The organism is Butyricimonas sp. (assembly GCF_019423355.1).
In the GTDB taxonomy this organism is placed as follows: domain Bacteria; phylum Bacteroidota; class Bacteroidia; order Bacteroidales; family Marinifilaceae; genus Butyricimonas; species Butyricimonas faecihominis.
Genome location: NZ_JAHZBP010000005.1, coordinates 174,876 through 201,108, shown reverse-complemented (window position 1 = coordinate 201,108; position 26,233 = coordinate 174,876). Strand labels below are relative to the sequence as shown.

24 protein-coding genes are annotated in these 26,233 nt (G+C 43.6%); 13 read left to right on the top strand and 11 right to left on the bottom strand.

Features of this window, described 5'->3' with window-relative positions; translation table 11 throughout:
- Nucleotides 1-34 precede the first annotated feature (34 nt).
- From QVC79_RS08850 to QVC79_RS08830, 5 genes are all read left to right on the top strand, one after another.
- Nucleotides 35-1,108 (top strand): sensor histidine kinase, encoded by a 1,074-nt coding sequence (locus tag QVC79_RS08850; protein ID WP_124317844.1) that lies wholly within the window; start codon nt 35-37, stop codon nt 1,106-1,108.
- The gene (locus QVC79_RS08845) at nt 1,099-2,151 is read left to right on the top strand and encodes a sensor histidine kinase (protein WP_270594084.1); all 1,053 of its coding nucleotides are present in this window, start codon (nt 1,099-1,101) and stop codon (nt 2,149-2,151) included. The genes QVC79_RS08850 and QVC79_RS08845 overlap by 10 nt, the downstream gene beginning before the upstream one ends.
- Entirely contained in the window at nt 2,148-2,879 is a 732-nt protein-coding gene (locus tag QVC79_RS08840; RefSeq protein WP_270594086.1) for a LytR/AlgR family response regulator transcription factor, read from the top strand. The genes QVC79_RS08845 and QVC79_RS08840 overlap by 4 nt, the downstream gene beginning before the upstream one ends.
- Nucleotides 2,880-2,942: 63 nt before the next feature.
- On the top strand, nt 2,943-3,257 hold the full coding sequence (locus QVC79_RS08835) for a nucleotidyltransferase family protein (protein WP_087420280.1): 315 nt from the start codon (nt 2,943-2,945) through the stop codon (nt 3,255-3,257).
- On the top strand, nt 3,254-3,661 hold the full coding sequence (locus QVC79_RS08830) for a HEPN domain-containing protein (RefSeq protein ID WP_124317847.1): 408 nt from the start codon (nt 3,254-3,256) through the stop codon (nt 3,659-3,661). Before QVC79_RS08835 ends, QVC79_RS08830 begins: the two co-directional genes overlap by 4 nt.
- A gap of 87 nt (nt 3,662-3,748) precedes the next feature.
- Here QVC79_RS08830 and guaA read toward each other — a convergent pair whose 3' ends face one another.
- The gene (guaA, locus tag QVC79_RS08825) at nt 3,749-5,278 is read right to left on the bottom strand and encodes a glutamine-hydrolyzing GMP synthase (RefSeq protein ID WP_270594087.1); all 1,530 of its coding nucleotides are present in this window, start codon (nt 5,276-5,278) and stop codon (nt 3,749-3,751) included.
- Nucleotides 5,279-5,514: 236 nt separating this feature from the next.
- Between guaA and QVC79_RS08820 the strand changes: the two genes are divergently transcribed.
- A complete protein-coding gene (locus QVC79_RS08820) occupies nt 5,515-6,861 on the top strand; it encodes a sodium-dependent transporter (RefSeq protein WP_270594088.1) in 1,347 nt (448 codons plus the stop codon).
- A 244-nt stretch (nt 6,862-7,105) separates the two neighbouring features.
- Here the strand turns inward: QVC79_RS08820 and thiE are convergent, their stop codons facing one another.
- The 4 genes from thiE to QVC79_RS08800 all read right to left on the bottom strand — a co-directional run bounded on the left by thiE (nt 7,106) and on the right by QVC79_RS08800 (nt 10,903).
- On the bottom strand, nt 7,106-7,723 hold the full coding sequence (gene thiE / locus QVC79_RS08815; protein ID WP_270594089.1) for a thiamine phosphate synthase: 618 nt from the start codon (nt 7,721-7,723) through the stop codon (nt 7,106-7,108).
- Between the two features lie 7 nt (nt 7,724-7,730).
- Nucleotides 7,731-8,525, bottom strand: a complete 795-nt coding sequence (thiM, locus tag QVC79_RS08810; RefSeq protein ID WP_270594091.1) for a hydroxyethylthiazole kinase — start codon at nt 8,523-8,525, stop codon at nt 7,731-7,733.
- A gap of 152 nt (nt 8,526-8,677) precedes the next feature.
- A complete protein-coding gene (locus tag QVC79_RS08805) occupies nt 8,678-9,862 on the bottom strand; it encodes a carboxypeptidase-like regulatory domain-containing protein (RefSeq protein WP_270594092.1) in 1,185 nt (394 codons plus the stop codon).
- A 147-nt stretch (nt 9,863-10,009) separates the two neighbouring features.
- Complete coding sequence (locus QVC79_RS08800) at nt 10,010-10,903, bottom strand: Fic family protein (protein ID WP_270594094.1); 894 nt, start codon at nt 10,901-10,903, stop codon at nt 10,010-10,012.
- Nucleotides 10,904-11,137: 234 nt separating this feature from the next.
- Between QVC79_RS08800 and QVC79_RS08795 the strand changes: the two genes are divergently transcribed.
- Together QVC79_RS08795 and QVC79_RS08790 are read left to right on the top strand one after the other, a co-directional pair.
- Nucleotides 11,138-11,788, top strand: a complete 651-nt coding sequence (locus QVC79_RS08795) for a hypothetical protein (protein ID WP_124317804.1) — start codon at nt 11,138-11,140, stop codon at nt 11,786-11,788.
- A gap of 81 nt (nt 11,789-11,869) precedes the next feature.
- Nucleotides 11,870-12,157 carry a hypothetical protein gene (locus tag QVC79_RS08790; RefSeq protein ID WP_270594097.1) on the top strand — a complete coding sequence of 96 codons (288 nt, stop codon included), beginning with the start codon at nt 11,870-11,872 and terminating at the stop codon, nt 12,155-12,157.
- Between the two features lie 7 nt (nt 12,158-12,164).
- Here the strand turns inward: QVC79_RS08790 and QVC79_RS08785 are convergent, their stop codons facing one another.
- On the bottom strand, nt 12,165-13,445 hold the full coding sequence (locus QVC79_RS08785; protein ID WP_270594098.1) for a DUF2851 family protein: 1,281 nt from the start codon (nt 13,443-13,445) through the stop codon (nt 12,165-12,167).
- A gap of 195 nt (nt 13,446-13,640) precedes the next feature.
- Here QVC79_RS08785 and QVC79_RS08780 point away from each other — a divergent pair, with 195 nt between their 5' ends.
- From QVC79_RS08780 to QVC79_RS08765, 4 genes are all read left to right on the top strand, one after another.
- A complete protein-coding gene (locus QVC79_RS08780) occupies nt 13,641-14,528 on the top strand; it encodes a coiled-coil domain-containing protein (protein ID WP_087420290.1) in 888 nt (295 codons plus the stop codon).
- 85 nt (nt 14,529-14,613) lie between these two features.
- Nucleotides 14,614-16,284 (top strand): formate--tetrahydrofolate ligase, encoded by a 1,671-nt coding sequence (locus tag QVC79_RS08775; protein ID WP_270594102.1) that lies wholly within the window; start codon nt 14,614-14,616, stop codon nt 16,282-16,284.
- A gap of 63 nt (nt 16,285-16,347) precedes the next feature.
- Nucleotides 16,348-17,004, top strand: a complete 657-nt coding sequence (locus QVC79_RS08770; protein ID WP_118302266.1) for a carbohydrate-binding family 9-like protein — start codon at nt 16,348-16,350, stop codon at nt 17,002-17,004.
- Between the two features lie 6 nt (nt 17,005-17,010).
- Nucleotides 17,011-18,201, top strand: a complete 1,191-nt coding sequence (locus QVC79_RS08765) for a metallophosphoesterase (protein WP_270594103.1) — start codon at nt 17,011-17,013, stop codon at nt 18,199-18,201.
- 125 nt (nt 18,202-18,326) lie between these two features.
- On the opposite strand, the gene QVC79_RS08760 is transcribed toward QVC79_RS08765, so the two are convergent.
- The 5 genes from QVC79_RS08760 to recN form a co-directional block, all read right to left on the bottom strand.
- Nucleotides 18,327-20,135 (bottom strand): LTA synthase family protein, encoded by a 1,809-nt coding sequence (locus QVC79_RS08760; RefSeq protein ID WP_270594105.1) that lies wholly within the window; start codon nt 20,133-20,135, stop codon nt 18,327-18,329.
- Between the two features lie 195 nt (nt 20,136-20,330).
- Nucleotides 20,331-21,872 (bottom strand): replicative DNA helicase, encoded by a 1,542-nt coding sequence (gene dnaB, locus QVC79_RS08755; RefSeq protein ID WP_027200254.1) that lies wholly within the window; start codon nt 21,870-21,872, stop codon nt 20,331-20,333.
- 1 nt (nt 21,873) lies between these two features.
- Nucleotides 21,874-22,446 carry a 3'-5' exonuclease gene (locus QVC79_RS08750; protein WP_087420296.1) on the bottom strand — a complete coding sequence of 191 codons (573 nt, stop codon included), beginning with the start codon at nt 22,444-22,446 and terminating at the stop codon, nt 21,874-21,876.
- An 86-nt stretch (nt 22,447-22,532) separates the two neighbouring features.
- Nucleotides 22,533-23,369, bottom strand: coding sequence for an enoyl-ACP reductase FabI (locus QVC79_RS08745; RefSeq protein WP_087420297.1), 837 nt, complete (start codon nt 23,367-23,369; stop codon nt 22,533-22,535).
- Between the two features lie 34 nt (nt 23,370-23,403).
- Nucleotides 23,404-25,062 (bottom strand): DNA repair protein RecN, encoded by a 1,659-nt coding sequence (gene recN / locus QVC79_RS08740; RefSeq protein ID WP_270594107.1) that lies wholly within the window; start codon nt 25,060-25,062, stop codon nt 23,404-23,406.
- A 119-nt stretch (nt 25,063-25,181) separates the two neighbouring features.
- On the opposite strand from recN, the gene QVC79_RS08735 reads away from it, so the two are divergent.
- Nucleotides 25,182-26,129, top strand: a complete 948-nt coding sequence (locus QVC79_RS08735) for a transcription antitermination protein NusB (protein WP_164720075.1) — start codon at nt 25,182-25,184, stop codon at nt 26,127-26,129.
- Nucleotides 26,130-26,233 lie beyond the last annotated feature (104 nt).

Genomic DNA, 26,233 nt, shown 5'->3' with positions numbered 1-26,233 from the left:
AAATCATTACTTTTATCCCTAGTTTCATATACCTATGTCCAATTCGATCACATACAAAAACGGGAACCAGTACTGGGAAAATCTCTTGATGCACCCGAAATTCCGGGTTCTCAGGCACCTGTTGATTCTCCTGTTACTTGGGATTATCGTCATGAAAGGCCTCTTCGAAAATTCCGAATTATCCCCGGGATGGAATGCCATCACGTTGATAAACATTGCTCTTATCTTCCTGTTTTGGGGGATAATATGCCTGAACACCTATATAATGATACCCCGTCTTCTCTTTAAAGATAAATACTGGATCTACGCACTCTGTCTGTTTGCATGTACCCTGCTCCTCCTATTCATGATGTTTTTAATCATTTTCATCTCGAAATTGTACCTCCCGACACTTCACGAGGCGATTAGACCGAATTGTAATCTTTTCCTGTTCTTTTTCATAAACTTCCTAGGCATCTTTTTTTATATCTCGGCATTCTCCATGACCATATTCCTGCAACGCTGGATCATGCACAGCCGACAATTGCAGGAGTTGGAAAAAAGCAAGGTTCAGAATGAACTCGACCGCTTGAAAGATCAGGTTCAACCGGACTTCCTGTCCCGCATGTTAAACACGGCCAACGTGCTGGCAAAAAAGGACGCGGAGAAAGCTTCGTCCCTGTTACTCCGCTTAAGTCACCTGCTCCGCTATCAACTCTATGACAGTACCCGGGCAAAGGTGTTGTTAAGTGCGGATATTACGTTTATCAAGGATTACATGAACTTGGAAAAGATGCATAACAACCGTTTCAATTTCAACCTCTCCACGGATAAGGACATCGAGCATATCCTAGTTCCTCCCTTGCTTTTCATTCCCATTATCGAACACGCTCTCGGTCACCTCCCATCCCTTGATGCTGGTAAGACTTCTGATATATACATCCTGTTCAAAATGAAGAACGACAACCTGTATTTTGCCTGTATCTATCCACCCGGTCTATCGAAACAACCGACCAACGGATTGTATAACCTGCATCGACGACTCCAATTGTTGTACGGGGAAAATTTTCTACTTGAAACAAAACAGGGAGACAAAAATAACATCACCAGTTTACAAATATGTCTATAAAGAACCACTTGAACCCGCATATCCAGTTGAACCCGAATTTCAACCAGATCAGAAACATCACGACCTTTCTGGTCATCGCCTTCTTCGCCTTTCAGAACGTGTATGAATACTTCACCGGGATTGGTTGGTTCTATGCCTACCTCACGAGCTTGTCCATGTTCATGCTACCGACCTATATCAACCAGTTTATCCTGATTCCACGCTTGCTCGTGAAAAATAAACTATCATTTTATATCGTAGCCTTATTTCTCGTCATTATTATCGGGCTATTGATGTACGCCCCTGTTGTTCAGTATCTTTATCAAAAATATGGCGTGGTCACGGAGATATTCGTGAACGAGAACGCCTACTCGTTTCCCAATGTTCTCTACGCGATCGTGATTATCGGGATGATTACCATGGGGACCACCAGTATCGAATTGTTCCGCCGCTGGATGATCTACGACCGACAGATCACGGAATTGGAAAAGACCTCCATGCAGTCGGAATTGCAGCAATTGAAGAACCAAATCAATCCCCATTTCCTGTTCAACATGCTCAACAATGCCAATATTCTCGTGAAAGAAGATCCGGACGAGGCCTCCCGCCTTCTGACCAAACTTGACGATATGCTGCGTTATCAACTAAACGACAGCGCCCGGCAAGAAGTCTTTTTAAGCGCGGACATTCATTTCCTAACGGGGTTCCTCGAACTGGAAAAGATACGCCGGGATCATTTCAAGTACTTGATCTCGAAAGAAGGTGACGTGAATAATGTGAAGATTCCCCCGCTACTTTTCATCCCTTTTGTCGAGAATGCTATAAAACATAACCCCGATAGCGAGAATTTATCGTACATTTACCTTTATTTTCGCGTAGAGCATGACGAGTTGACCTTTACTTGCGAAAATTCCAAGCCTCTCGTTCCGGTAAAAAAAGGAACTGGTGGTCTGGGATTATTAAACGTGCAACGACGCTTGGAGTTATTGTACGGGAAAGATTACTCGCTCCGGATAGAAGAGACAGAAACGCAATATAAAGTCCATTTACAATTGAAATTATGAAATGTATTATTGTTGACGACGAGCCGATCGCACGTAAGGGCATCCGGTCACTTGTAGCCCGGATACCAGAACTAGAACTGATGGAGATGTTCAATAATGCCTCCTCCGCAGCCATTTACTTGACCTCCCACCCGGTAGACCTTGTCTTTCTCGACGTGCAGATGCCCGGTATCACGGGAATCGAGTTCGCCCGGAATATCCCGAAAAATACATTGATCATCTTTACAACTGCATACACGGAATACGCATTGGACAGTTACGAGGTGGATGCCGTGGATTATCTGGTAAAACCCATTGAATTTGAACGTTTCCAAAAAGCGGTCAATAAAGCGATAAACTATCACGCTTTACTCGTCACGGGAGAAAAAGAAAACATCGAGGAAGTGGAGAATGATTATCTGTTCGTGAAATCCGAACGCCGTTATTTCAAGGTAAATTTCGAGGATATTCTTTTTATCGAGGGACTGAAAGATTATGTGATTCTCCAACTGAAAGATCAACGGATCATTACCAAAATGACTCTCAAGGCCATGCACGAACAACTTCCTGCCAGTCTGTTTTTCCGCATTAACAAATCCTATATCATCAACACCCGACACATCACCTCCTTCGACAACAACGACGTCACCATCCGCTCGCACGAAATCGCCATTGGCAATAGTTACCGGGACGACTTTTTCGAGAAATTCGTGACGAAAAGAGGTGGGTTCAAAAAAGGTGTTCTTTAAAAAATGGCATTGAAGATAAAAGATAAATTCTTATCTTTGTAAGAACGAAGTAATTCATTACCCATGAAACGAGCTGACGTAGTAGAACAAATTAGAAAGATAATACATGAAATTGCCCCAACAGCTAAAGCTATCCTGTTTGGTTCTGAGGCTCGTGGAGAAGCTCGTTCTGATAGTGACATTGACTTGTTGATTTTAGTCGACGGAGAAAAAATGTCTCTAGAACAGGAAGAATCTATTACTCTACCTCTTTATGAACTGGAATTAAAGACAGGTGTCACGATCAGCCCTATCATAATGTTAAAAAAGCTTTGGGAAAATCGTCCATTTAAAACACCATTTTATATCAACATTGTAAATGAAGGGATCGTGTTATGAAAGAAAAAATGGATGAAAATAGCAAGAATGCATTGATTGCATACAGAATACAACGAGCTTATGAAACATTGAAAGAGGCTGAGGTTATGAAACGTGAAAATTTCTATAATGCAGCCATCAATCGTTTGTATTACGCATGTTATTATGCAACCGTGGCTCTCCTATTAAAGTATGATATTCAAACACAAACTCACAATGGGGTTAAAACGATGCTCGGATTACATTTTGTCGCAACTGGCAAATTACCATTAAAAATTGGTAAAACATTCAGTACTTTATTTGAAAAAAGGCATAGTGGGGACTATGATGATTTTGCTTATTGCGATGAAGATTTAGTAAATGAATTATTTCCGCAAGCTAAAATTTTCATCGATGCTATTACTGATTTAATAAAAACAGAATAGAATCTAAATTCATTTCAAAGTATCTTACGAAAAAGAGCGTCCAACTCTAAACCTGTCGAACGCTCTCCTTTATTTTAAATTCCACCACTATTCCCACTCAATCGTGGCTGGTGGCTTTGAGCTGATGTCATAAACAACGCGGTTAATCCCCCGGACATTATTGATAATCCTGTTAGACACTTTTGCCAAAAATTCGTATGGCAGGTGACACCAATCGGCTGTCATCCCATCCGTTGATTCCACGGCACGCAGGGCTACCACACTTTCGTAAGTACGCTCGTCTCCCATCACCCCGACACTCTTGATCGGGAGTAAGATGGTTCCGGCTTGCCATACTTTATCGTACAGACCTTCTTCTTGAAGCATGGAAATATAAATGTAGTCGGCCTCCTGCAATAATCTCACTTTCTCTTTCGTGATCTCCCCTAAGATACGAATAGCTAAACCCGGTCCGGGGAAAGGATGACGCTTCAAAAACTTATCTGCCAATCCAAGACTCTTACCTACCCGGCGAACTTCATCCTTGAATAACAGACGTAAAGGCTCCACGACCTTTAGTTTCATATAATCGGGTAAACCGCCCACGTTATGATGTGACTTGATGGTCTGTGACGGTCCGTTTACCGATGATGATTCAATCACATCCGGGTAAATCGTACCTTGCCCCAACCATTTTGCATCTTTTACTTTATGCGACTCTTCGTCGAACACGTCCACGAATGTTGCTCCGATAATCTTACGTTTTTTCTCGGGATCTTCGATACCTGCCAAACGGGAAAGGAAAAGATCTCCCGCATCCACGCCGATCACGTTCAAGCCGAGTTCCTTGTAATTTTCAAGCACATCAGAGAACTCGTTTTTCCGCAACAAACCATTGTCCACGAAAATACAAGTCAAATTCTTACCGATAGCCCGGTGTAATAACATGGCAGCAACCGTGGAGTCTACTCCCCCCGATAAACCAAGAATCACACGGTCTTCGCCGATCTTTTCCTTCAATTCGGCAACTGTAGTCTCGATAAAAGAATCCGGTGTCCAGTCTTGTTTACAACCACAGATGTCCACCACGAAATTCTTCAACAAAGCGGTTCCTTCCGTGCTGTGGTACACCTCCGGGTGGAATTGAATACCGAAAGTTTCTTCTCCCCCGACGCGGTAAGCGGCATTCTCCACGTCAGACGTGCTGGCAACCACCGTGTAATGCGAGGGTAACACCTCTATCGTGTCACCGTGAGACATCCACACCTGTGAATGTTGGCTGATATTTTTGAACAACGGGCAGGAATTATCAACAAATGATAAATTCGCCCGACCGTACTCTCTCTTGTTCGAGGCTTTAACTTCACCCCCGAAATAATGGGCCAGATACTGAGCCCCGTAACATACTCCCAGCAACGGTAATTTTCCTTTTATAGAAGACAAATCCGGTTGTGGAGCTTTCTCGTCACGCACGGAAAAAGGACTTCCCGAAAGGATCACGCCTTTCACGGACGCGTCAAGTGCAGGGTAGTGATTGAAAGGGTAAATCTCGCAATAGACATTCAGTTCCCGCACGCGTCTCGCAATCAACTGCGTGTACTGTGAACCGAAATCCAGTATTAGAATTTTCTCTTGCATGTGAATCGCTTATTTATTTTCGGGCAAAGATACGTTTTTTTCGCCGGAACTTTAAAAAAGTCCTGACGAAAAAGTTACAGGTTACAAGTTAACAGGTTACAGGCTATTGATATACTTATAACTTCTTGATATGCAGTGTTAAAAAATGACGTTATTTCGTAACCTAAAATCCCTGTAAACCGTAATTCACTTGCACTTTACAATTTTAACCTGTTAACTTGTAACTTTTTCTTCTTATGCACAACACGAGAGATAGTTTTGGCTCTAAATTCGGGGCAATAGCTGCCCTAGCTGGTTCCGCGGTCGGCTTGGGAAATATCTGGAAATTTCCCTACGAGGCAGGGAATAATGGCGGGGGTGCCTTTCTTCTGGTATACATATTTTTCACGGTAGCCATAGGATTACCGGTAATGCTTTCGGAATTTACTCTAGGACGCTATTCCGGAAGAAACGCTTTCGGGACCTTCGACCGACTGGAGCCCAAAACAGTCTGGCGTTATTTCGGGGTACTGGTTCTTCTTGCCGCCACAATGATTCTCTCCTTTTACGGGACGGTTGCCGGCTGGACGTTGGAATATGTCTTTAAATCTTTCACCTTCTCTTTTCATGTCGGCACCGATGTTGACTTGAACACTATGTTTTCGGACTTTATCACGAATCCCTATAAACCCGTGTTCTGGCAAATCGTGTTCATGGCTCTCACCGGTTTTATCGTGCTGGCAGGAGTAAAAAAAGGTATCGAACGATACACCAAACTCATGATGCCCCTCCTTTTCGTGCTTATCTTGATACTCGGAATCCGGGCATGCACGCTGGATGGGGCCATGGAAGGGATAAAATTTTTTTTCTTACCCAAGTTCTCGGAACTTACTTCACAGGGAGTACTTTCTGCTCTGGGACAGGCCTTTTTCTCCTTATCAATCGGTATGGGTGTCCTCTTGACTTACGCCTCTTACATCAAAAAAGATGAAAACCTGACTTCTATATCCTTGCAAGTGATTTGCGCGGACACGTTGATCGCCGTGTTGGCAGGAATTGCCATATTTCCCGCCGTGTTCGCTTTCAACATTGCACCGGATTCCGGGCCGGGCCTTGTATTTCTCACGTTGCCACAAGTGTTCCAAAGCATGGCTTTCGGGCAACTATGGGCGATTCTTTTCTTTCTCCTACTAACCATGGCCGCTCTCACGTCCTCTATTTCCCTTCTGGAAGTAATCGTTGCCTTTTGCGTGGAAGAAAAGCACATCAGCCGCCGCAAAGCGACCGTCATATCCACGGTAATCGTCACGATCTTCGGAATTTTATGCACCCTTTCTTTTGGACCGTTAAAAGAAGTCCATATCGGCAACTTGTCGGTCTTCGGGATATTTGATTACGTCAGTTCCAACATACTGCTGCCCGTGGGTGGAATCTTGATCTCCATTTACGTGGGATGGAGATTCGATCGCCGTTTACTGGAAGCGGAATTAACCAATAATGGAGAATTGAAACTATGGTTACTGAAACCGTTGATATTCGTCCTGAAATATGTAGCACCCCTGTTTATCCTCGTGATTCTATTACACTCGCTGGGACTATTCTGATTATTCTCTCAACAATGTAGTTTCCTAAAATTGGTTTACTAAGTTTACAGTAAACTTTTTCAGGACAATACAAGGACAATACACTATGGATTCGCTACCTCAAGTACATACCAACAACATACCATGAACACATCATCAACAATGGTCAGTGTTGATGATGTGTTCATGATATGTTTAGATTATATTTTAAAGGTAAAGCAAGGATAGCCTAACCATCAGGCAGGGGTTAGTATAGTAAAATTAATTAGTGAAGTTCACCGCTTTTTTCCAATAATTCCCGTGCAGCTCGTTCAGGATCGTCGGCAGAGACAATCGCTGAGATTACCGCCACGCTATCCGCCCCGGCTTGGAATATCGATGCCACGTTATCGGGATGGATTCCCCCGATGGCAACTAAGGGATGGCGGGAAACGGACCTGATCCAGCGCAAGCCGTCCAATCCCCATTCCACGATAGTATTTGTTTTCGTCGTGGTTGAAAACACGGGACTTGCTGCCACGTAATCCAAATCATAGTCATTGGCCTCCAGCACCTGTTCCGGTGATTCCACGGATAAGCCGATAATTTTCCCTTCCGGCAGTAACCGCTTAACCATCTCGTAGGGCATATCGCTTTGTCCCACGTGTACCCCATCAGCATCAGCCGCCAACGCAACATCCACACGGTCGTTAATAATCAGAGGGACCCCGTAAGGAGTCAACACTTCTTTTAATCGAATTGCCCGTTCAATAAATTTTCGGGTTGACGACTCTTTTTCCCGTAACTGTACCATGCTCACCCCGCCTTTTACGGCAGCCTCGACCGTACGATACAAATCCTTCCCTAATAACAACCCTTCATCCGTAACCAAATAAATTCGCATATCCCTTTTATTCTGAAACTCGTACAATCTGCATGAATTGTTCCCGGCTCAAGTTATACATCACATCATATAGATGAAGTTGCAATGTTCCAGGGCCTTGAGACATCCCCACGGCAATCTCACCACATACCCCCATGAAAGAAGTAGCGCTAACGGCTGCCATAAACGGATTCTTTACCACCGCGGCAAACGCCCCCAAAATAGCCGAGGCCGTACACCCCAACCCGGTCACTTTCTCCATCATCGGCGAACCGTTATGCAGGTATACTACCCGATCGTTTTCTACTACTAGATCCGTCCCCCCGCTAACGCAAACGATACATCCGACACGCTGGCTTAACGCTTTGGCTGCGTCAAGGCTATTTAAAGAAGATTCGGAACTATCCACTCCCTTGGATTGTGTTGATAATCCTGCCATAGTCATGATCTCAGATGCATTGCCCCGTATAAAAGTCGGAGTTCCGGCTGCCAGTATATCCCGCAACGTTTGATTACGAAAGCTCGTGGCCCCGGCTCCCACGGGATCAAGTACCACGGGATGCCCCACTTCGTTTGCCCGCCGGATGGCCGCTTTCATGGATTCCACGGTAAAACGATCCAGTGTACCAATATTAATTACTGTGGCACGACATAAAGCCACCATCTCGTCAATCTCTTCCAAGGCGTGTGCCATAATCGGTGATGCACCAGCGGCAAGCAACGCATTTGCCGTGTTATTCATCACCACGGCATTCGTTATATTATGCACCAGCGGGGATTCTTCCTTCACCCGCTGGATATTTTCCCAAATTTGATCCAACATGATAATTGAAAGTTGAAAATTGAAAATGAAAGAATCAATTAATTTATGAATTGCGATTTACGATTAAGAAAAGCGTTAGTTGATAGGTAAAAATCACTTAATCATAAATCAAGAAATCAGTGGGATCTAAAATCATTAAATCTAAAATTAATCTATTCTTCTTCCTCCAAGTAAATCGTGTACCGATCCCAGAAATTGTGATCGGTGGGTACTTCCTCGTAATAGACTCTTCCGGCAATCGGGGTGGTCTTGTTCACGCTGACTTTAGTAGTTTGGTACTGCATCTCTCCCTTAATCCGGTCGCCACCATCCTTGTAAGTGTAGACGATACTTACGCCACTAAGGAAATAATATGAACTAACACGTTTATAGTTCGTCGTGATTGTGGCCATCACCTCGTGACGGGGACTATTCCCGGCGAGCAGCAAATTACGTCCCAACAAGTTAAACGCGGAAGAAGTTACGTGCATCACGTTCTTGATAATCGCGAAACTCTTTAATTCCACGTACAATTCCCCACTGAATTTCGTTACGTTTGCCGTACCGGAATTTGACAAGGAAGGTTTCAGACATTCATAAGTAACAATCTGCACGGAATCCCCTTCATACATGAATTTTCCTTTACTTCTCAGTTTGAAGTCTCGGAAATTTTGTAAGTCCAGTATATTACGAGTATTACGAACAATATCTGCCGTAATTATATCATCGAAATAGATCAAACCGTCAACAGCAGAACCGCTTTCCCCGCTCCGGCGAACCTGCGAGAAATTATAATTCAACGCTTTAAACGTTTGCTCCACGTTTGAACGCTTATACCCTTCACTATCATAAACATCCACGATCGCCTCCTTAAATTTCTTCTCCCCGTCGTTTACCTCTACACCATACTCGAAATATCCCTCGTAATTATAGGGACGTGGAATATAGTTCCTCCCGATATTCTTCACCACATTCTCCAGTAATTTCTTCAATACCAGAGACTCGGCCGTCACGTCAACCTCCCCAATCCCGTAAGTAACCGGTTTTAGAAAAATTTGCACCTCCCCTTTATCTCTTGCCTCATACACCTTCATCTCTGCAGATGCATATCCCACCGCAGACACTCTCATCATGTAAGTTGCCAATTTTTCCGACACGATCAACTCAAACAAACCATCCATATCCGAGGCTGCTCCCGCTGCAGTACCGATAATCCCGATATTCGCAAAAGCAATAGGCTGTCGTGTTGTCTCATCCAGTACAACACCTTTCACCCGAATCTTCCCGTCATTCTGAGCTTGCATGACCGAGAACACTCCTAAAAACAAAATAATTAATGATAGTATTTTTTTATTCATAGCATTTCTATTATTCAAAATTAATTTTCCCCTGCAAAGATATAAAAAAGTTGCAGGTTACAAGTTCACCAGTCGCAGTTATTAAAAACAATGCTCCTTTCAATTAAATGATTCAACCTGTAACTTCAAAGTTCTAAGCGGCGCTGATTACTTTGAATACTTGATTCTAAATCCAGTTAAAATTTCTTTGTAATTATCTTGTGCAGTAAGGCACGTATCAAGCAAATAGTTTCTGACATGACTCCATTCCTGCAATCCACGATAATAGAACATCTTCAACTCTTCCGTGATGATAAACGGGACAAAACCATTCGCCAGACACTCTTTGAACATGATTAACCGACCAACACGTCCATTACCATCCTGAAACGGATGAATGGACTCGAATCTTTGATGCAAGTCAATAATATCCTCGAAAGTCTTAGACTTCTTCGCGTTATATTCTAATAACAAAGTTTTAACTTCATAGTGTACCAATTCCGGTGGTGTTGTCAAGATTCCGCCCACCTCGTTCGGTAAACGCTTGTAATCACCAACAGCAAACCAATCTTTACGGTGGTCAGACGTTCCGGATTTCAAAATATAATGCAATTCTTTGATATATTTTTCTGAAAGTCGCTCTTCTGCCCGGTCAATAATCAGATCAATACAACGAAAGTGGTTGGTCGTCTCGATAATATCATCCACGTTCACACTTTCATCTGTTATCCCGATCGTGTTGGTTTCAAAAATGTAACGCGTTTGGTCGTGAGTTAAGCGACTTCCCTCGATGTGATTGGAATTATACGTGAGGTCTATTTGTGTACGATGATAAATGCCCCCCTTCAACTTCATTTTCTTCTGTTCTCGCAATATAGCAAGTAATGGCATAACCTCCATTGGGGAAGACTTACGCATGGGCAATCCTGCAGCTTTTGGAATATTCCAAGTTTTACCCGTTAAAAACACCCCCTCGATCTTCCCGGTCGCACAATAGTTACGTGCAGTACGCTCCGAAATACCGTATTTCCTAGCAAATTCATTCACTGAAATATATTCCATATTAAAATTATCGGCAAGTTTTACATTCAGATTTCAAACAAAGGTAGTTGTTTTTGCCGTTACCGGCAAAAAAACAGACCATGTTTATCGCACATCACACTCAAAAATACACCAGATCGCCTTTCATTAACAATAAATTAAGATTCTGGCATCCCCTACATTCTTTGTTATACACAAATTATTTACTACTTTTGTCACACGACAACAGAAAAGTTCAATTAAAACATTTCAAATATGAGAAAAGGATTATTTTATATATCAGGCATCTTAATATTTACATTACTTCTTTCCTCCTGTGTTTCTAAAAAGAAATACGAGGAGTTAGCCAGAGCGAAAAGGAGCATTGATCGGGAAGTGGCAACTTTGGAGAATGACAAAAAATCATTGGAATCCGAGATGCAGAAACTCAAAGATGACTTCAATGCCGTTCGCTATCAGTTGACGGCTAACAATGCCGCCAAGGACAAACAGATTGATGACCTGAACACCCAATTACGTGCTTTACAAAGCAAGGAATCGGCCTTAAAATCAGAGTTAAAGGACGTGTCAGAACAGGTGAAATCCAAAGTACAAAGCAGCGAAGGGCAATTGGCAGAACTACAACTTCAACTAAAAAGGACAACCGAGGAACGGGACCAAATCCGGAAACAGTTGACTGACTATAAAACCAACGCTGACTGGGACAACCGCAAATTGAGCAACGAGGTGGAACACATCAAATCGAGCCTCAAATTCAAAGACAGCGAGATTGCCCGTTTGGAAAAAGAAATTGCCGGGGTAAAAAAACAGCTAGCAAACGCCAAGAGCCAGTTAACCAAGAAAACCCAAGAGGTTGAAAAACTGACAAACCAAGTAAATCTTCTGAAAAAAGAACTTAGCAGGTAATTAAAAATGATTTATATCATTATCAGCATAATAGGGCTACTAGTAATAGTTGCCCTTTTTACATACTCTTCAAAATCAAAAATGAAAACAGAAGAGCCTCCCGTCGTGGCCCCCCCTGCTGATTGTTGTGGGGCTCATGCCATCTGTGAAAAAGGGCTGAAAAAAATAGATGAAAAGATCGAATATTTCGATGACGAAGAACTCGATCAATACAGGGGTATTCCCTCCGACAGTTTCAATGACCAACAAATCGATCAATTCCGGGAAATCCTCTATACGATCCATCCCGAAGAATTATCCGATTGGTTTATCAGTTTGGAGAAACGAGGAATCGAACTACCGGATGTTCTGAAACAGGAACTCAATTAGTGTCGAATCAACCTCTTCCTACCCGACGGAAGACTTCCGCTCCTATTTTACAATGGAGACAACGATGTGCATCACAATATTCCCGTTTTACCTGTAACAAAGCTTGGGACTGCAAAGCGGAATTCACCTGTACCCCGTAACGGATCCACGCATCCGAAACATGATTACGTTCCGCCCTCAACTCTTCCAGCCATCGTAACGCCTTATCACAATATCGTTCTTCCCCCCGTTCTTTCCCGTAAATGAACAGGAACGGAATCAATGCATTGATAATAATTACGTTCTTCATGCTATTCCCCAATTTCTTCACCCGTTTCACGGAAACCACTCCTAATTTATAGTGAGTATCCCAATAAGAAGAGGCGGTTACGTCCAGTAAACCATAAATTTCCGACACGTCCGAGGCATCCAGCGCGCTGGAAAGCAAGAAATTGAAACGCATCATCAAAGAGGCCAGCAAGGCCAGACGAACCGTGGGAAAAGCTATCGGACGAATCCGCATAAATTTCCATTGAGAAACATTCATGGCTTCCAGTTGGAATTTGGCTGCTTGATACTCGTACTCCTCCCGCAAACCAAAGGCATACTCGTCTGTTTCCGGCACGTCAACCAACAAACCGGCATATCCTAAAAGCAACGCCTCCACCCGGAAAAGAGATTCGCTACTACGAACCACTTTTTTGTAAGATAAGTTTTGAGCCAACTGGGCGAAAACATCAGCGTTCACGTTCCCAGACCAATACCGTACCAACATCCGGTAGAAACATTCCTCCCAATCATTTTTAGTTTCCCGCAACATCACCTGAATATCTTTACATTTACGTTCCAACCGCTCGATCGCATACCCCGTGAACAACATTTCCAAGCGGGTCGAATCAATCTTTTTCAAGTGTCGATGACAACGGGGTTCAACAGGTACTCCCTGCATGAAAACATACTCATCCCATAGCCGATTATCATAGACTAGGGTGATCGCATCAATTTCTCGGCCACGAGAATCGTATACTTCCATGTCTGCCTCACCCACCACGGAGAGAATAACATTATTATAGGCCGAATCCTTTTCGTGAGCATGACGGAACCAATCACTTCCTTTCTGATGAATCTCCACGTTTCCCACTTGCACGACATCATTGATACGCACCTTAGCATTAAAGAAATCCGGTCCGGCATCCCGATTCTGAAAACCGACATTCAAAATCTCTACTCTTTTCCCCTTGGTTGACACACACACCGTACTCGTGAAAAGCGAATTCGCCCATACATACTGCAAAAACTCTTCTGTCATAAAATTCACTTGTTAATTGATATGAATATTTCAGACCCTAAAAACGCCATTCACAATATTACGCACTTTTTTACAAATAAACAAGTGCTAAATTTTTATAAATTCTAATCCTTTCTCCTTTCTATAACGTTTTATACTTATATTTGTTGAAAAGAATAACCAAGCTTTGACTATAACATAAAACAGGAAACGAATATGGAAAATGAGAATTTAACTAAAAGCAAGAAAGATAAGACGTTAATGATAATTATCGGGGTGTTGTCCGCAGTTTTAATTGTACTCTTCGTGTTCTTCCTCGTGGAGAAAAAGGAGAACAGGGAAAATATGATTGCTATTACGGCCGAGAAAGAGGAATTGCAGCAAGAATTGACCGATTTGAGCCACCACTACGATAACCTGAAAACAGACAACGACACGTTAAACGCCAAGCTCGTACACGAGCAAGAAAAGATTGCCACGTTGATGGATAAAATGAAAAAATTCCGAAATGATTCTTACGCTGAAATTAATCGTTACAAACGCGAGATCGGAACTTTAAAAACCGTTTTAAGAAGTTACGTGGTACAAATCGACTCGCTGAACCAACTGAATCAAAAGCTCCTTGCCGAAAACAAAGAGGTGAAGAAACAGATGGACTGGGTACGCGAACGCAATAAGACCTTAGAAAAGAAGACAGAAAAAATGGAAGAGACACTTGAAAAAGCCAACACGCTGGCCGTCGAAAACTTCCACATTTACCCGATCAACAAAAGAGACAAGGAAACCACGTTGAAAAAGTGTTTCCAATTAAAGGCAGACTTCACCATTTCCCGTAACATCACGGCAAAACGAGGTCCTAGAATGATCTACTTGCGGATTACTCGTCCGGATGGTGAAGTACTGGCTGCATCCAGCAAATCATTCTTTAAATTCCAGAATGCCTCCCTGACCTATTCTGCCAGAAGAGAGATCACGTACGAGGGAGAAAAATTGGATGTTGCCATCTATTGGCCGAATGACGGTAGTCTGACGAAAGGAGAATACGTGGCCGATCTGTTCTCGGATAATCAACAAATCGGTACACTTAAATTTATTTTAAAATAAAAAAATGAAACAAGTTACAAGAAAATCAGTAAACTAAATTAACCTAGAACTTGTAACTTGGAATTTGAAACTAAAATCAATAAACATGAAAACAGATATTGAAATTGCAAACTCGATCGAGATAAAACCGATTTACGAGATTGCAGATAAATTAGGCATAGACAGAGATTTATTGGAACCTTATGGAAGATATAAAGCCAAATTACCGTTAAGTTTGATTGATAAATCAAAGATAGACGGCAAAAAATTGGTACTTGTATCTGCCATATCACCAACTCCTGCCGGAGAGGGTAAAACAACAATCTCCATTGGTCTTACGGAAGGATTGAACCGGATAGGAAAACAAGCAACGGTCGTACTACGTGAACCCTCTCTTGGTCCGGTATTCGGTATCAAAGGCGGTGCCACCGGTGGTGGTTACTCTCAAGTCGTTCCAATGGAAGACATCAACCTGCACTTCACGGGTGATTTCGGTGCTATCGAAAAAGCTCATAACCTGCTATCTGCCCTTATTGACAATAACATTCAAAGTAAAACACATTCTTTGAATATTGATCCTCGTACAGTAACTTGGAAACGGGTGATGGACATGAATGACCGTTCCTTACGCCATATTATCGTAGGCTTGGGTGGTACGTCAGCCGGAATCCCGCGGGAAACCGGATTCGACATTACTGCGGCATCCGAGGTGATGGCCATTCTTTGCTTGTCGGATGATTTCGAGGATCTGAAAAACAGACTGGGTAACATCTTTATCGGTTACACCTTCGACAAGAAACCAATTTACGCCCGGGATCTACACGCACACGGTGCAATGGCGGCCTTATTAAAGGATGCAATCAAACCGAATTTGGTACAAACTTTGGAAGGCAACCCGGCCATCATACATGGTGGTCCCTTCGCGAATATCGCCCAAGGAACCAACTCGATCATCGCTACCCGCATGGGACTAACTCTCTCCGACTACGTGGTGACTGAGGCCGGATTCGGTTTTGACCTCGGTGCGGAGAAATTCTTCGACATCAAGTGTGTGAAAGCCGGTTTAAAACCCAGTGCTGTTGTCATGGTGGCCACCGTTCGGGCATTGAAATATCACGGGGGAGCCAAACTGGACCAATTGAAAGAACCGAACTTAGAAGCCTTGAAGAAAGGAGTGGCCAACTTGGAAAAACAGGTCGAGAATATGAAGAAATTCAATATCTGCCCTGTTGTTGCCATCAATAAATTCGTTACAGATACAGACGAAGAAATTACATTCCTTGCCGAGAAATGTAAAGAGCTTGACGTTCCCATGGAAGTTGCCGAGGTATGGGCAAAAGGCGGTGAAGGTGCGGAAAATCTAGCACGTCTGGTTGCCAAGGTGGCAGAACAATGTACTTGTAGCATGAAACCATTGTACGATTGGGAATGGAGTGTTGAAAAGAAGATTGAAACCATTGCCAAAGAATTGTACGGTGCTGCCGCTATAGACTACACGTCAGAGGCTAAATCCGATTTGAAGAAAGTGATAGACTTGGGCTTGGATAAACTCCCGGTTTGTATCGCCAAAACCCAGAAATCATTATCGGACAACCCGAAACTACTTGGCCGTCCGAAAGATTTCGTGGTAACGGTACGCCAGATCGAGATTGCATCCGGAGCCGGATTCATCATCCCGATCACGGGTAGCATCATGAGAATGCCCGGTTTACCGGATATTCCCGCTGCCGAAAAAATTGACATAGATAACAACGGTAAGATCACCGGATTGTTCTAAATAAATTTTAAACTGACGTGTCAGGAAGGTTCCTCCTGACACGTCTCATTTTCGTTCTAAGCCATGGATACCATTGATATTGTCAAGTTCCCCCCGTATGCAAGTAACGAAACGCTACAAGTGTTAAGCTACCATCTAGACCGGGAGTGTAATCGTATCACCTTGAAGGAAGTAAACTGGCCGGATACTTACCCTTATCGCCCGGACATCCATTTCCGGATTGCTTATAACGAACAGCACATTTTCTTGAAATTTGACGTGCATGAAAATGAATTCCGAGCCACGGAAATCACGGATTGTGGACACGTGTGGGAAGATTCCTGCGTGGAACTTTTCATCCAATTGGAAGATGGGGACGGATACTACAATATTGAAATCAATGCGATCGGCACGATCTTATGCGCTTACGGTACGGGTAGAGAGAATCGCAGCCTAATGCCAATGCAAATAAGTACCACCATTCTCAGGGATTCTACCATAAAATTCAACAATGAGAATCAAGATGAAGCTTTTTATCAATGGTCACTGATTATCAGATTCCCTCACACGGCTTTTTTCAAACACACTTTTATGCCCACTTCCGGAACCACGATCAGGGGAAATATTCATAAATGCGGGAACAAACTTCCCCACCCTCACTTTGTCACGTGGAACCCGATTCCAACGGAAAAACCGGATTTCCATCGACCGGAATTTTTCGGAACACTTATTTTTAAATAACTAACCATGAAAACAGGATTATTCATACTGATAGCTGGAATTTTCTGCGTGTTGCTGAATGACTCGCTCCTATTTTTACAGATCAGACGTTATTTCAAGCGGAAAATATACTTGTATTTATTCTGGCTGCACTCCTTGTTTTTCGTGGCTTGTATCGTGTGGTATCACCTGTTTATACCAACTCTAAAAGGTCCGGAAGCCTATTTTTGGGTAGAAAAATGCATCTCTATTATCCTGCTGTTCTATACCCCCAAGACTTTGTATATCATTGTAAATGCTTTCTCTATTTTATTGAGGAAGGCTAAATGCATTCCGGCTGCCAGAATCGTGAACAGACTGGCTCTAGGTATAGCTCTAGCCTCTTTTATTGTTATATTGAACGGGATCACGTGGTACAGGTACAACTACAAAATTGAGCGGGAGACCGTGTGTATCAAAACTCTACCCGACGCCTTCAATGATTTTCGCATCGTACAACTAACCGATTTACACTTGGGAAGTTACGGGGAACACTATCCCGGAATCACGAAACTCGTGGATGAAGTAAACCGGTTAAATCCCGACTTGATCGTATTTACCGGAGACATGGTAAATAGTTTTGCCTCGGAAATGGACCCTTGGATCGAAACCTTAAAAAAATTAAAAGCCAAATACGGCAAATATGCCACGACCGGGAACCATGATTACGGTACTTACGTGAAGTGGCCCTCGAAAACAGACCAAGAGAATAACCTGAAACAGTTTTTTGAGAATATGAAACGGGCTGATTTCACGATGCTGAATAACACGAATGTCCCGCTCGTCATCGCGAAGGATACGCTTTATTTGGCCGGGGTTGAAAACTGGGGACTTCCCCCCTTCCCTTGTTTTGGCAAATTAGCTCAAGCCTTGGAAGGGACAGACGGTTATCCCGTCATTCTCCTTTCTCACGACCCGTCTCACTGGCGACACGAGGTACTAAATTATCCCGTGGACCTCATGCTGGCAGGTCACACGCACGCCATGCAACTGGGAATCACCATCGGCAGTTTCCGGTGGAGCCCGGCAGTGTACGTCTACCCGGAGTATAACGGACTGTATACAGCAAACGGCCAACAATTGTACGTCTCCCGGGGAGTTGGTTATCTGGGATTCGCCGGACGTATCGGCCAAAGACCGGAAATCACCTTAATCAAGCTAACCAACAATTGTAAATAATGAAATTTTCTCGGCAAAGATTATCAAATCCAACCCTTGCGACACCTCGCAACAACTGGTCCACATCGTTCTAGATGATCTGAAAGAATATACTGGGATGACTTTTGCCCCCTCTCCCCCTTGATTCATTTCTTGAAATCCCGGTCGACTATTTGTAAATAAGCTTTCAATAACTCTCCATCTTGAGCATTCGTGTTAGATCCTATTGGCTTTTTGGTTTTCAGATCATAGATGTATGCCCCGTTATTCGTCACCACTGCCGCCGCATTCGTGAAAGAATAAAAAGCAAAAGGTTTGGCCGTCGGGTTCAACAGATTCTTGCTATAATGGAATGCCTCGGCGTTCATTCCCAACTGGGCAAATAATGTTGCCACCATATCGGTCTGAGATCCCAATGTATTGACCACGGAATCCTGCACGTTCATCGCTCCTCCAGTGAAGATCATTGGAATTCGATAAGCCTCCGGCAAATGAGGTTGTAGATTCCCCACGTGACGGGTTCCATGATCGGCTACCAGCACGAATAAGGTATTATCCCAAAGCCCCGATTTCTTACACTTTTCAAAGAATTCTCCCAGACATTGATCCGTGTACGCAATCGCATTCTTCAACTTGGAACCGCTATCGTCTCCCGGAATCTTTGTCTCCATAGGAACGATAAAGGGTTCATGACTACTCATCGTAAACGCCATATACATGAACGGAACTTGGGCAATTCGTAAATCTTCGTAAAGACGATCAAGCATATACCCGTCATGTACCCCCCATTTGAAACGGTTCTCGATAGCCTCTCCCGAAAAATCATCCTCGGTAACTGTACTTTGAAAACTCATGGTCACGTAAGAACGGAATCCGCCAAAATTGAGATCCCCCGCATAATAAAAACGAGTAGAGTATCCTTCTGCCTCAAAATTCAGTGGGAAACGGGGTTGTTCATAAGTCTTGTTCGGGTATTTCAACATGGATGCATTCGGATAAGCGGGGAAACCGCTGATCACCCCCAAAATACCCCGGTCTGAACGATTTCCGGTTGCGTATATATTAGAGAAAAATATCCCTTCCTTGGCTATTGCTTGTAAATTCGGCATGGCGTCCCAAGCGTTTAACGTGAATGTTTCCAACAAGAGTACCACCACGTTAGGTTTATCGGTTTTCAATACCCTAGGATAATCTCCCGTTTCCACATACACGCTATCCACCAACTGTTGAGCCTTTTCTTCTGGCATAAAAGCATAATTTCCCTTTACCTTGTCAATATGCATTACCTCGTACAGGAAGTTCCATACCGGATTGACCGCAGCCTGATTCGCGTACATATTTTTGTTATTGAAAAACACGAAACTCACGTTCATTGGAGCCACGTTGAAACCGCCTCTCACGGGAATAAACGCAACACCACCTAAAATAAGATATACGACACCATGCCATAATGCCTCTCGTCTGTCCGTACGAAGAGTCTTGGCCACCCAACGGCGGTAAATCGCATAAAAAACAGCCACCATGACTGCATAGAGTAACAAGAGCAACAGAATCAACCCCGTCGGAGTTGAGGCCATCGCCTCTCCGGGTGTCTTCAAGTAAAACAAGGGAGTTGCATCCATGTGATACCCCCAATTTTTGAATAATTCCAGATCTCCCACGATAATCAGACTCGATACCACTAAAAGCAAAAGCGTCAGGCAGGAGAAAATACGTTTCAATATTTTTGCGGATAAAAAGACACCTATTGCCATCAGAACACAGGACAACAAAACCACGTACCCGCCAAACGAAAGATCCATGCGGAACCCTTTGGCAAAGATCATCATATAATCATGTCCGGTAAGAGTGACCGTCTCCTTGTATTGATATATCAAGAACACCACCTTGGCCACCCATGAAAATGCAATCCAAAAGAGATAGTATTTTAGCAAAAACAGTAATTTATCACGCATAGATTAATTTTAGATTTTAAATTTTAGATTAAACTCCTCCGTCAGCTTCGCTGCCACCTCCTCTATAAACAGAGGAGGAGCTGGTAACTCTTCCCAAAGACAGGAAGTATTTCAACTCTCCCTCTGTTTATAGAGGGAGTACCCCGAAGGGGGGAGGGAGTTTATTTTTCATATTCAATTCTCCATTTTCAATTATTAAAACGGTGCTTTACTACTATTCGCCGGATTCTCGAAACTCTTGCCTCCCTCCTGGAAATCGGAATCCAATTGTGGCATTTGTGGAGCCGCATCCTCGTTCATCCGGGAGCCGAAAGTAACCGTCTTCACGGTAGAACCTCCCGATGCAAACGGAGAAACTTCTTCCAAATCACAGAATTGTGCCAACTCGTTACGGAACCGCAACTGAATCTCCCCTACCGCACCGTTACGATGCTTGGCTATAATAATATCGGCAATTCCTTTCAAGCTGTTTCCCATGCTGTCCTCCATGATCCCGTAACGTTCCGGACGGTGAATGAAAAGCACCATATCGGCATCCTGCTCAATGGCCCCGGATTCACGCAAGTCAGACAACATCGGTTTCTTGGCATCACCCGTACGTTGCTCAACACCACGATTCAACTGAGACAAGGCGATCACCGGTATATTTAATTCCTTGGCAATAATTTTCAACTGCCGCGAAATCATACTTACCTCCTGTTCCCGGTTTCCCCGCATATCCGCCCCGGCAGTCATCAACTGCAAATAGTCGATAATCAATACCTTGATTCCGTATCTTTGTTGCAGACGGCGACACTTGGCCCTCAACTCGAATATAGAGAGGGCCGGAGTATCATCCACGTATATCGGGGCCTTGATCAAGGCCTTAATTTTCGAGTGTAACTGTTGCCACTCTTCCTCGCTTAACTTACCATTACGTATTTTCTCGGAACCCAACTCGGTCTCGCTAGCAATCAGACGGTTCACTAACTGCACCGAAGACATTTCCAAAGAGAATAAAGCAATGGGCTGGTTATGGTTCACCGCCATATTCCGGGTCATGGACAACACGAATGCCGTTTTACCCATAGAGGGACGGGCGGCAATAATTACGAGATCGGAAGGCTGCCAACCGGAAGTCACTTCATCCAAAGCGTTGAACCCGGAAGGAACCCCACTCAATCCATCTGCACGTTTACCGGCAATCTCGATTCCCTTGATCGCTTCATCAATTAAAGCATTAATAGCCGTTGTCTCTTTCTTTATATTTCCCTCGGCAATCTCGAACACCTGCTTTTGAGCCATATCCACCAAGTCGGCCACGTCTGTCGCCTCGTCGTATGCCTTGTTCTGAATGTCGGTACAAACCCGAATCAATTCCCGCTGAATATATTTCTGCACCACGATCCGGGCGTGGAACTCGATATGAGCCGCAGACGCCACCTTCGAAGTCAGTTGAGCCAGATAGTAATATCCCCCGATCTCTTCCAGTTCCCCCAAACGTTTCATCTCCTCGCTCACGGTAAGAATATCCACCGGTTCGTTATTCAAGGAAAGGTTTTGAATTCCCCTGTATATCTTTTGATGTGCCTCCTTGTAAAAACATTCCGGTTTCAAGAAGTCACTCACGGTAATAAACGCATCCTTCTCCAACATCAGAGATCCCAAGATAGCCTCCTCCAGATCCACGGCCTGCGGTGGCATTTTCCCGTATTCGGTTTGTAATGACTTGTAATTATACTCCGGTTTCTTCGCCATATTAAATCACTTTTAACTCTTTCAATTTCCAGAAACAACGAACAGTTGCCCGCACGTCCGCTAAAGCATCATGAGCATTCTCGAATCCCTCCCCGAACAGAACCTGATGTAACTCGGATAATTTCGGAGATTTGAATCCCTGTTTTCCACCCGGCAATTTACAATAATTCGTGGACATTTTCATCGTACAGTATTTCGGTTTCAGAAATAAAGAAGTCATCATCCGTTTCCGCTCGAATTCAGCCCCCACAATACATTCGTCAAAACTGATGTTATGCCCGATCAAGGCATAGGCCACATCTATCTTATCCGAAAACAGCTCCAAGGTTGATAACAAATCTTGCCCTTCCTCTTGGGCTTTTATCGTGGTAATCCCGTGTACACGGGATGCCTCCACCGGAATAGAAAAACCTTCCGGTTTAATAATATCGCTACGTTCCTCGATAATATTCCCCTTATCGTCACACATAATCCACGCAAGCTGCACCAACCGGGGCCAATTATCAACGTCCGTCACGGGAGCATTCCAACGCTGCGGAAGTCCCGTCGTTTCCGTGTCAAAAAATAAAAACATTTTTACTATATTTACGATTTATGACTTACGATTTATGATTTTCTTTACCACGCCTACACCTGAAATCATAAATCGTAAATCCGAAATTATTTCGTTTCGCCGTTTTCAAAACTCTTGTTATACTGGTGCATAGCCCGGTAGCTCATACCCATGCTGGAGAACCCACCATCGTGGAACAAATTCTGCATGGTCACTTTACGGGTCAAGTCAGAGAACAAGGTGATACAATAATTCGCACACTCGTCGGCCGAGGCATTTCCCAACGGGGACATCCGTTCTGCAAAATCAATCAGAGAGTCAAAACCTTTAATACCGCTACCAGCCGTGGTTACCGTCGGGGATTGTGAAATCGTGTTGACACGAACCCGCTTTTCCCGTCCGTAAATATACCCGAAACTACGAGCAATAGACTCCAACATCGCTTTGGCATCCGCCATGTCATTATATTCGAACATGGTACGCTGTGCAGCCACGTATGAAAGCGCCACAACAGACCCCCATTCATTAATCGCGTCCAATTTCTTCGCCGTCTGGAGAACCTTATGGAAAGAAATAGCCGAAATATCCAATGTTTTTTGTAAAAAATCGTAATCCAGATTATCGTAAGGACGTTTTTTTCTCACGTTCAACGACATGGCTACCGAATGTAATATAAAATCAATCTTTCCTCCCAACAATTCCATCGCCTCTTTAAATAAACGCTCCAAATCTTCCTCACTAGTTGCATCTGCAGGAATCAATGGAACATTATTCTTCTCCGCGAAATCCTTGATCTGTCCCATCCGGATAGATAATTCAGTGTTCGTCAACACGATCTCTGCCCCCTCTTCCAAACATTTCTCCGCCACTTTCCACGCGATGGACATCTCATTCAACGCACCGAATATTATCCCCTTTTTTCCTTTCAATAAATTGTAACTCATAAAACTGTATTAAATTAAAAAATTCTTTCTACTATTAAAATTGACCGAGTAGCAACCGGGCATTTTCCAACGCTGCATCACTGACAACACTCCCGCTGGTCATTCCGGCTATTTCCGCCACCCGCTCTTCATCTGTTAAACGACGGATACGGGAAATTGTTCCCACCTGATCGTCTTCTTTATATACCTTAAAGTGGTGATCTCCCGCTGCGGCAATCTGGGGCAGATGGGAAATACTGATCACCTGCATCCGGCGGGCCATCTCTTTCATCATCTCGGCCATCCGGTGAGCGATTTCCCCGGAAACCCCCGTGTCAATCTCGTCAAAGATAATGACCGGCAACTGTTTCGTGCGGGACAGGATGTACTTCAGCGACAACATCAACCGCGAAATTTCTCCCCCGGACGCCACTTTTACCAGTTCTCCCGGCTCCTGATTCTTGTTCGCCGAAAACAGGAAACTCACGTCATCTTTTCCCGTGGCCGTAAAATGATCCAACGGGGTGATCATAACCTTAAACACGGCATGTTTAATCCCCATGCTTACCAGCAATCCCCGCATCTCTTCTCTCAATTTCTCTTCCGATGCCACACGGGCTTTATGTAGCTTACCCGCCAACGAATCCATTTCCGTCTCCACGGACTTGATTTGTTTTTCCAATATTTCGATCTGTTCCGCAAAGGATTGTATCCCTTTCAACTTCTTCCCTAACTCCTCCTTTAAAGCGATCAGTTCCTCGACTTTTTCCAACCGATGCTTGTGTAGCAAATCATACATCACGTTCAACCGTTCGTTAATCACGTCGACTCTTGCCGGGTTGTATTCCACCCGTTCCGCCATTCGTTCCGCTTCATCGGCTATATCTTCCAGTTCGAGAATCACCGAGCTCAGACGCTGCTCGTAGTCGGCGGCCTCTTTCACGATCCCCTCTAATGTCACCATCCGATTCTTCACCCCTTTCAAGGCCTGAATAACGGGATTATCCGATTCCGTTAATACATACGTCGATTCGGAAAAGGCAGATTTAATATTCTCCGCGTTATTCAACACGGCCAGCTCTTCCTCCAACTCCTGCTGTTCTCCTTCTCGCAGACGGGCTTCATCCAACTGGTTAAACTGGAATTTCAAATAATCTTCCTCTTGCTCGGCCTCCTTTGCCTGCTGTTTTAGTGAAGTCAGTTCTGATAACAATCCCTGTCGGCGGGTATATTTTACCCGGTAATCTTTCAACAACGTTTGATTACCGCAAAAAGCATCCAGTATTTCCAATTGATATTCCGGTTGCCCGATAAGTAAGGACTGATGCTGCGAATGCACGTCGATCAAGAAACTCCCGAACTCTCTCAATAATTTGTTATTTACGGGAGTATCACTAATAAACGCCCTCGATTTGCCGTCTGCCGTCAATTCTCGTCTCACAACCACCTCGTCGTCATAATCCAAGTCATTATCAGCAAACCATTGCTGTAAATCGTACCCCACGACATCATACGTGATCTCGACCACGCATTTCCTGTTCTTATCCATAATGGCTGCAACATCAGCCCGCTGTCCCAACGTCAGCCCGATCGCACCCAACAAAATGGATTTTCCCGCACCTGTTTCCCCGGTAATAATCGTAAATCCCTTCTCTAGCTCGATATTCGTTTTATCGATCAAAGCGTAATTTCCTATATGGATGTTCTTTATCATTCCTACAACTTTATTGCATAAATCATGCGAAAGTACTAATAATTTTCCATTTTCAATTTTCCGTTTTCAATTTAATTAGTACTTTTGCGCACCGGTTTAAACATATAGTTCTTTATAAAATGACAAGTAGAAGATTAATTAGAATTAAAGTTTTACAGCTTTTATATTCTTACACGAAGAAAGAGGGAGTGACAATTACGGAAGTGGAAAGAGATTTGTTCAAAAGTATAACCAAAAGTACGGATTTATACTACCACGTTTTCCTCTTAATCACTGAAATCCAACGTCGTGCATTTTTAAAAATAGATGCTGCCCGTAATCGGAAACTTGCATCACAAAGAGAGTTAAACCCGAACACCCGCTTTATTGACAACCCGGTAATTAATCAAATTGCCAATAACCGAAAATTCAAGACCTATGTTTCCACGAATCTGGTTTCTTTGAACGAGTGTCAAGACGTGGTCGCCTTGCTGCATGACCGCATGATGGAAATGGATTTTTTCAAGCTTTACATGTCCAAACCCAACGTGACTTACGAGGATCACAAGAAACTCGTGCTTGACATGATCTCGGAATTAATCGCGGAAGATGAAGATTTCGACCAAGCCATGGAAGAAAAGAATATTTTCTGGAATGACGATTTCGAACTCGTGTTGAGCATCGTGTACAAAACGGTGAAGAATATGAAAGAAAGCTATTCAGAAGACACCGTTTTCTTTATCTCCTTATATAACGAGGAAGAAGACTTGAGTTTTGCGAAAACCCTGTTCCGGAAGTCCATTCTCGACATGAAGGAAAACTTGGAATTAGTGGATCAGTTCACTACCAACTGGGAACTCGACCGTATTTCCGACATGGATAAACTCATCATGGATGCGGCTATCTGTGAACTGAAATATTTCCCCTCAATCCCTGTAAAGGTGACTCTGGACGAGTATATCGAGATTTCCAAGAACTATTGTTCCCCGAAAAGTAGCGGGTTTATTAATGGTGTTCTCGACAAAACCGTGGCTCTTCTGAAAGAAAAGAATGAAATCAGAAAAGTCGGTCGAGGTTTGATGGAGTAATACTACCCCCTCCAGCTCCCCCTTACACAGGGGGAGAGCTGATTACCAAGCGATTTTCCTCCCATGTAACGAGGGTTAGAGGCCGTAGCCATTTCACAAATTCA

Bases quoted from the DNA above. Each gene is read 5' to 3' on its own strand.
- QVC79_RS08805 (WP_270594092.1), bottom strand. From the start codon at position 9,862: ATGAATAAAAAAATACTATCATTAATTATTTTGTTTTTAGGAGTGTTC.
- thiE (WP_270594089.1), bottom strand. From the start codon at position 7,723: ATGCGAATTTATTTGGTTACGGATGAAGGGTTGTTATTAGGGAAGGAT.
- QVC79_RS08750 (WP_087420296.1), bottom strand. From the start codon at position 22,446: ATGTTTTTATTTTTTGACACGGAAACGACGGGACTTCCGCAGCGTTGG.
- QVC79_RS08790 (WP_270594097.1), top strand. From the start codon at position 11,870: ATGAAAACAGAAGAGCCTCCCGTCGTGGCCCCCCCTGCTGATTGTTGT.
- guaA (WP_270594087.1), bottom strand. From the start codon at position 5,278: ATGCAAGAGAAAATTCTAATACTGGATTTCGGTTCACAGTACACGCAG.
- QVC79_RS08765 (WP_270594103.1), top strand. From the start codon at position 17,011: ATGAAAACAGGATTATTCATACTGATAGCTGGAATTTTCTGCGTGTTG.
- QVC79_RS08770 (WP_118302266.1), top strand. From the start codon at position 16,348: ATGGATACCATTGATATTGTCAAGTTCCCCCCGTATGCAAGTAACGAA.
- QVC79_RS08840 (WP_270594086.1), top strand. From the start codon at position 2,148: ATGAAATGTATTATTGTTGACGACGAGCCGATCGCACGTAAGGGCATC.
- QVC79_RS08795 (WP_124317804.1), top strand. From the start codon at position 11,138: ATGAGAAAAGGATTATTTTATATATCAGGCATCTTAATATTTACATTA.
- QVC79_RS08845 (WP_270594084.1), top strand. From the start codon at position 1,099: ATGTCTATAAAGAACCACTTGAACCCGCATATCCAGTTGAACCCGAAT.
- QVC79_RS08785 (WP_270594098.1), bottom strand. From the start codon at position 13,445: ATGACAGAAGAGTTTTTGCAGTATGTATGGGCGAATTCGCTTTTCACG.
- QVC79_RS08745 (WP_087420297.1), bottom strand. From the start codon at position 23,369: ATGAGTTACAATTTATTGAAAGGAAAAAAGGGGATAATATTCGGTGCG.
- thiM (WP_270594091.1), bottom strand. From the start codon at position 8,525: ATGTTGGATCAAATTTGGGAAAATATCCAGCGGGTGAAGGAAGAATCC.
- QVC79_RS08850 (WP_124317844.1), top strand. From the start codon at position 35: ATGTCCAATTCGATCACATACAAAAACGGGAACCAGTACTGGGAAAAT.
- QVC79_RS08835 (WP_087420280.1), top strand. From the start codon at position 2,943: ATGAAACGAGCTGACGTAGTAGAACAAATTAGAAAGATAATACATGAA.
- QVC79_RS08800 (WP_270594094.1), bottom strand. From the start codon at position 10,903: ATGGAATATATTTCAGTGAATGAATTTGCTAGGAAATACGGTATTTCG.
- QVC79_RS08780 (WP_087420290.1), top strand. From the start codon at position 13,641: ATGGAAAATGAGAATTTAACTAAAAGCAAGAAAGATAAGACGTTAATG.
- recN (WP_270594107.1), bottom strand. From the start codon at position 25,062: ATGATAAAGAACATCCATATAGGAAATTACGCTTTGATCGATAAAACG.
- QVC79_RS08735 (WP_164720075.1), top strand. From the start codon at position 25,182: ATGACAAGTAGAAGATTAATTAGAATTAAAGTTTTACAGCTTTTATAT.
- QVC79_RS08775 (WP_270594102.1), top strand. From the start codon at position 14,614: ATGAAAACAGATATTGAAATTGCAAACTCGATCGAGATAAAACCGATT.
- QVC79_RS08760 (WP_270594105.1), bottom strand. From the start codon at position 20,135: ATGCGTGATAAATTACTGTTTTTGCTAAAATACTATCTCTTTTGGATT.
- QVC79_RS08820 (WP_270594088.1), top strand. From the start codon at position 5,515: ATGCACAACACGAGAGATAGTTTTGGCTCTAAATTCGGGGCAATAGCT.
- dnaB (WP_027200254.1), bottom strand. From the start codon at position 21,872: ATGGCGAAGAAACCGGAGTATAATTACAAGTCATTACAAACCGAATAC.
- QVC79_RS08830 (WP_124317847.1), top strand. From the start codon at position 3,254: ATGAAAGAAAAAATGGATGAAAATAGCAAGAATGCATTGATTGCATAC.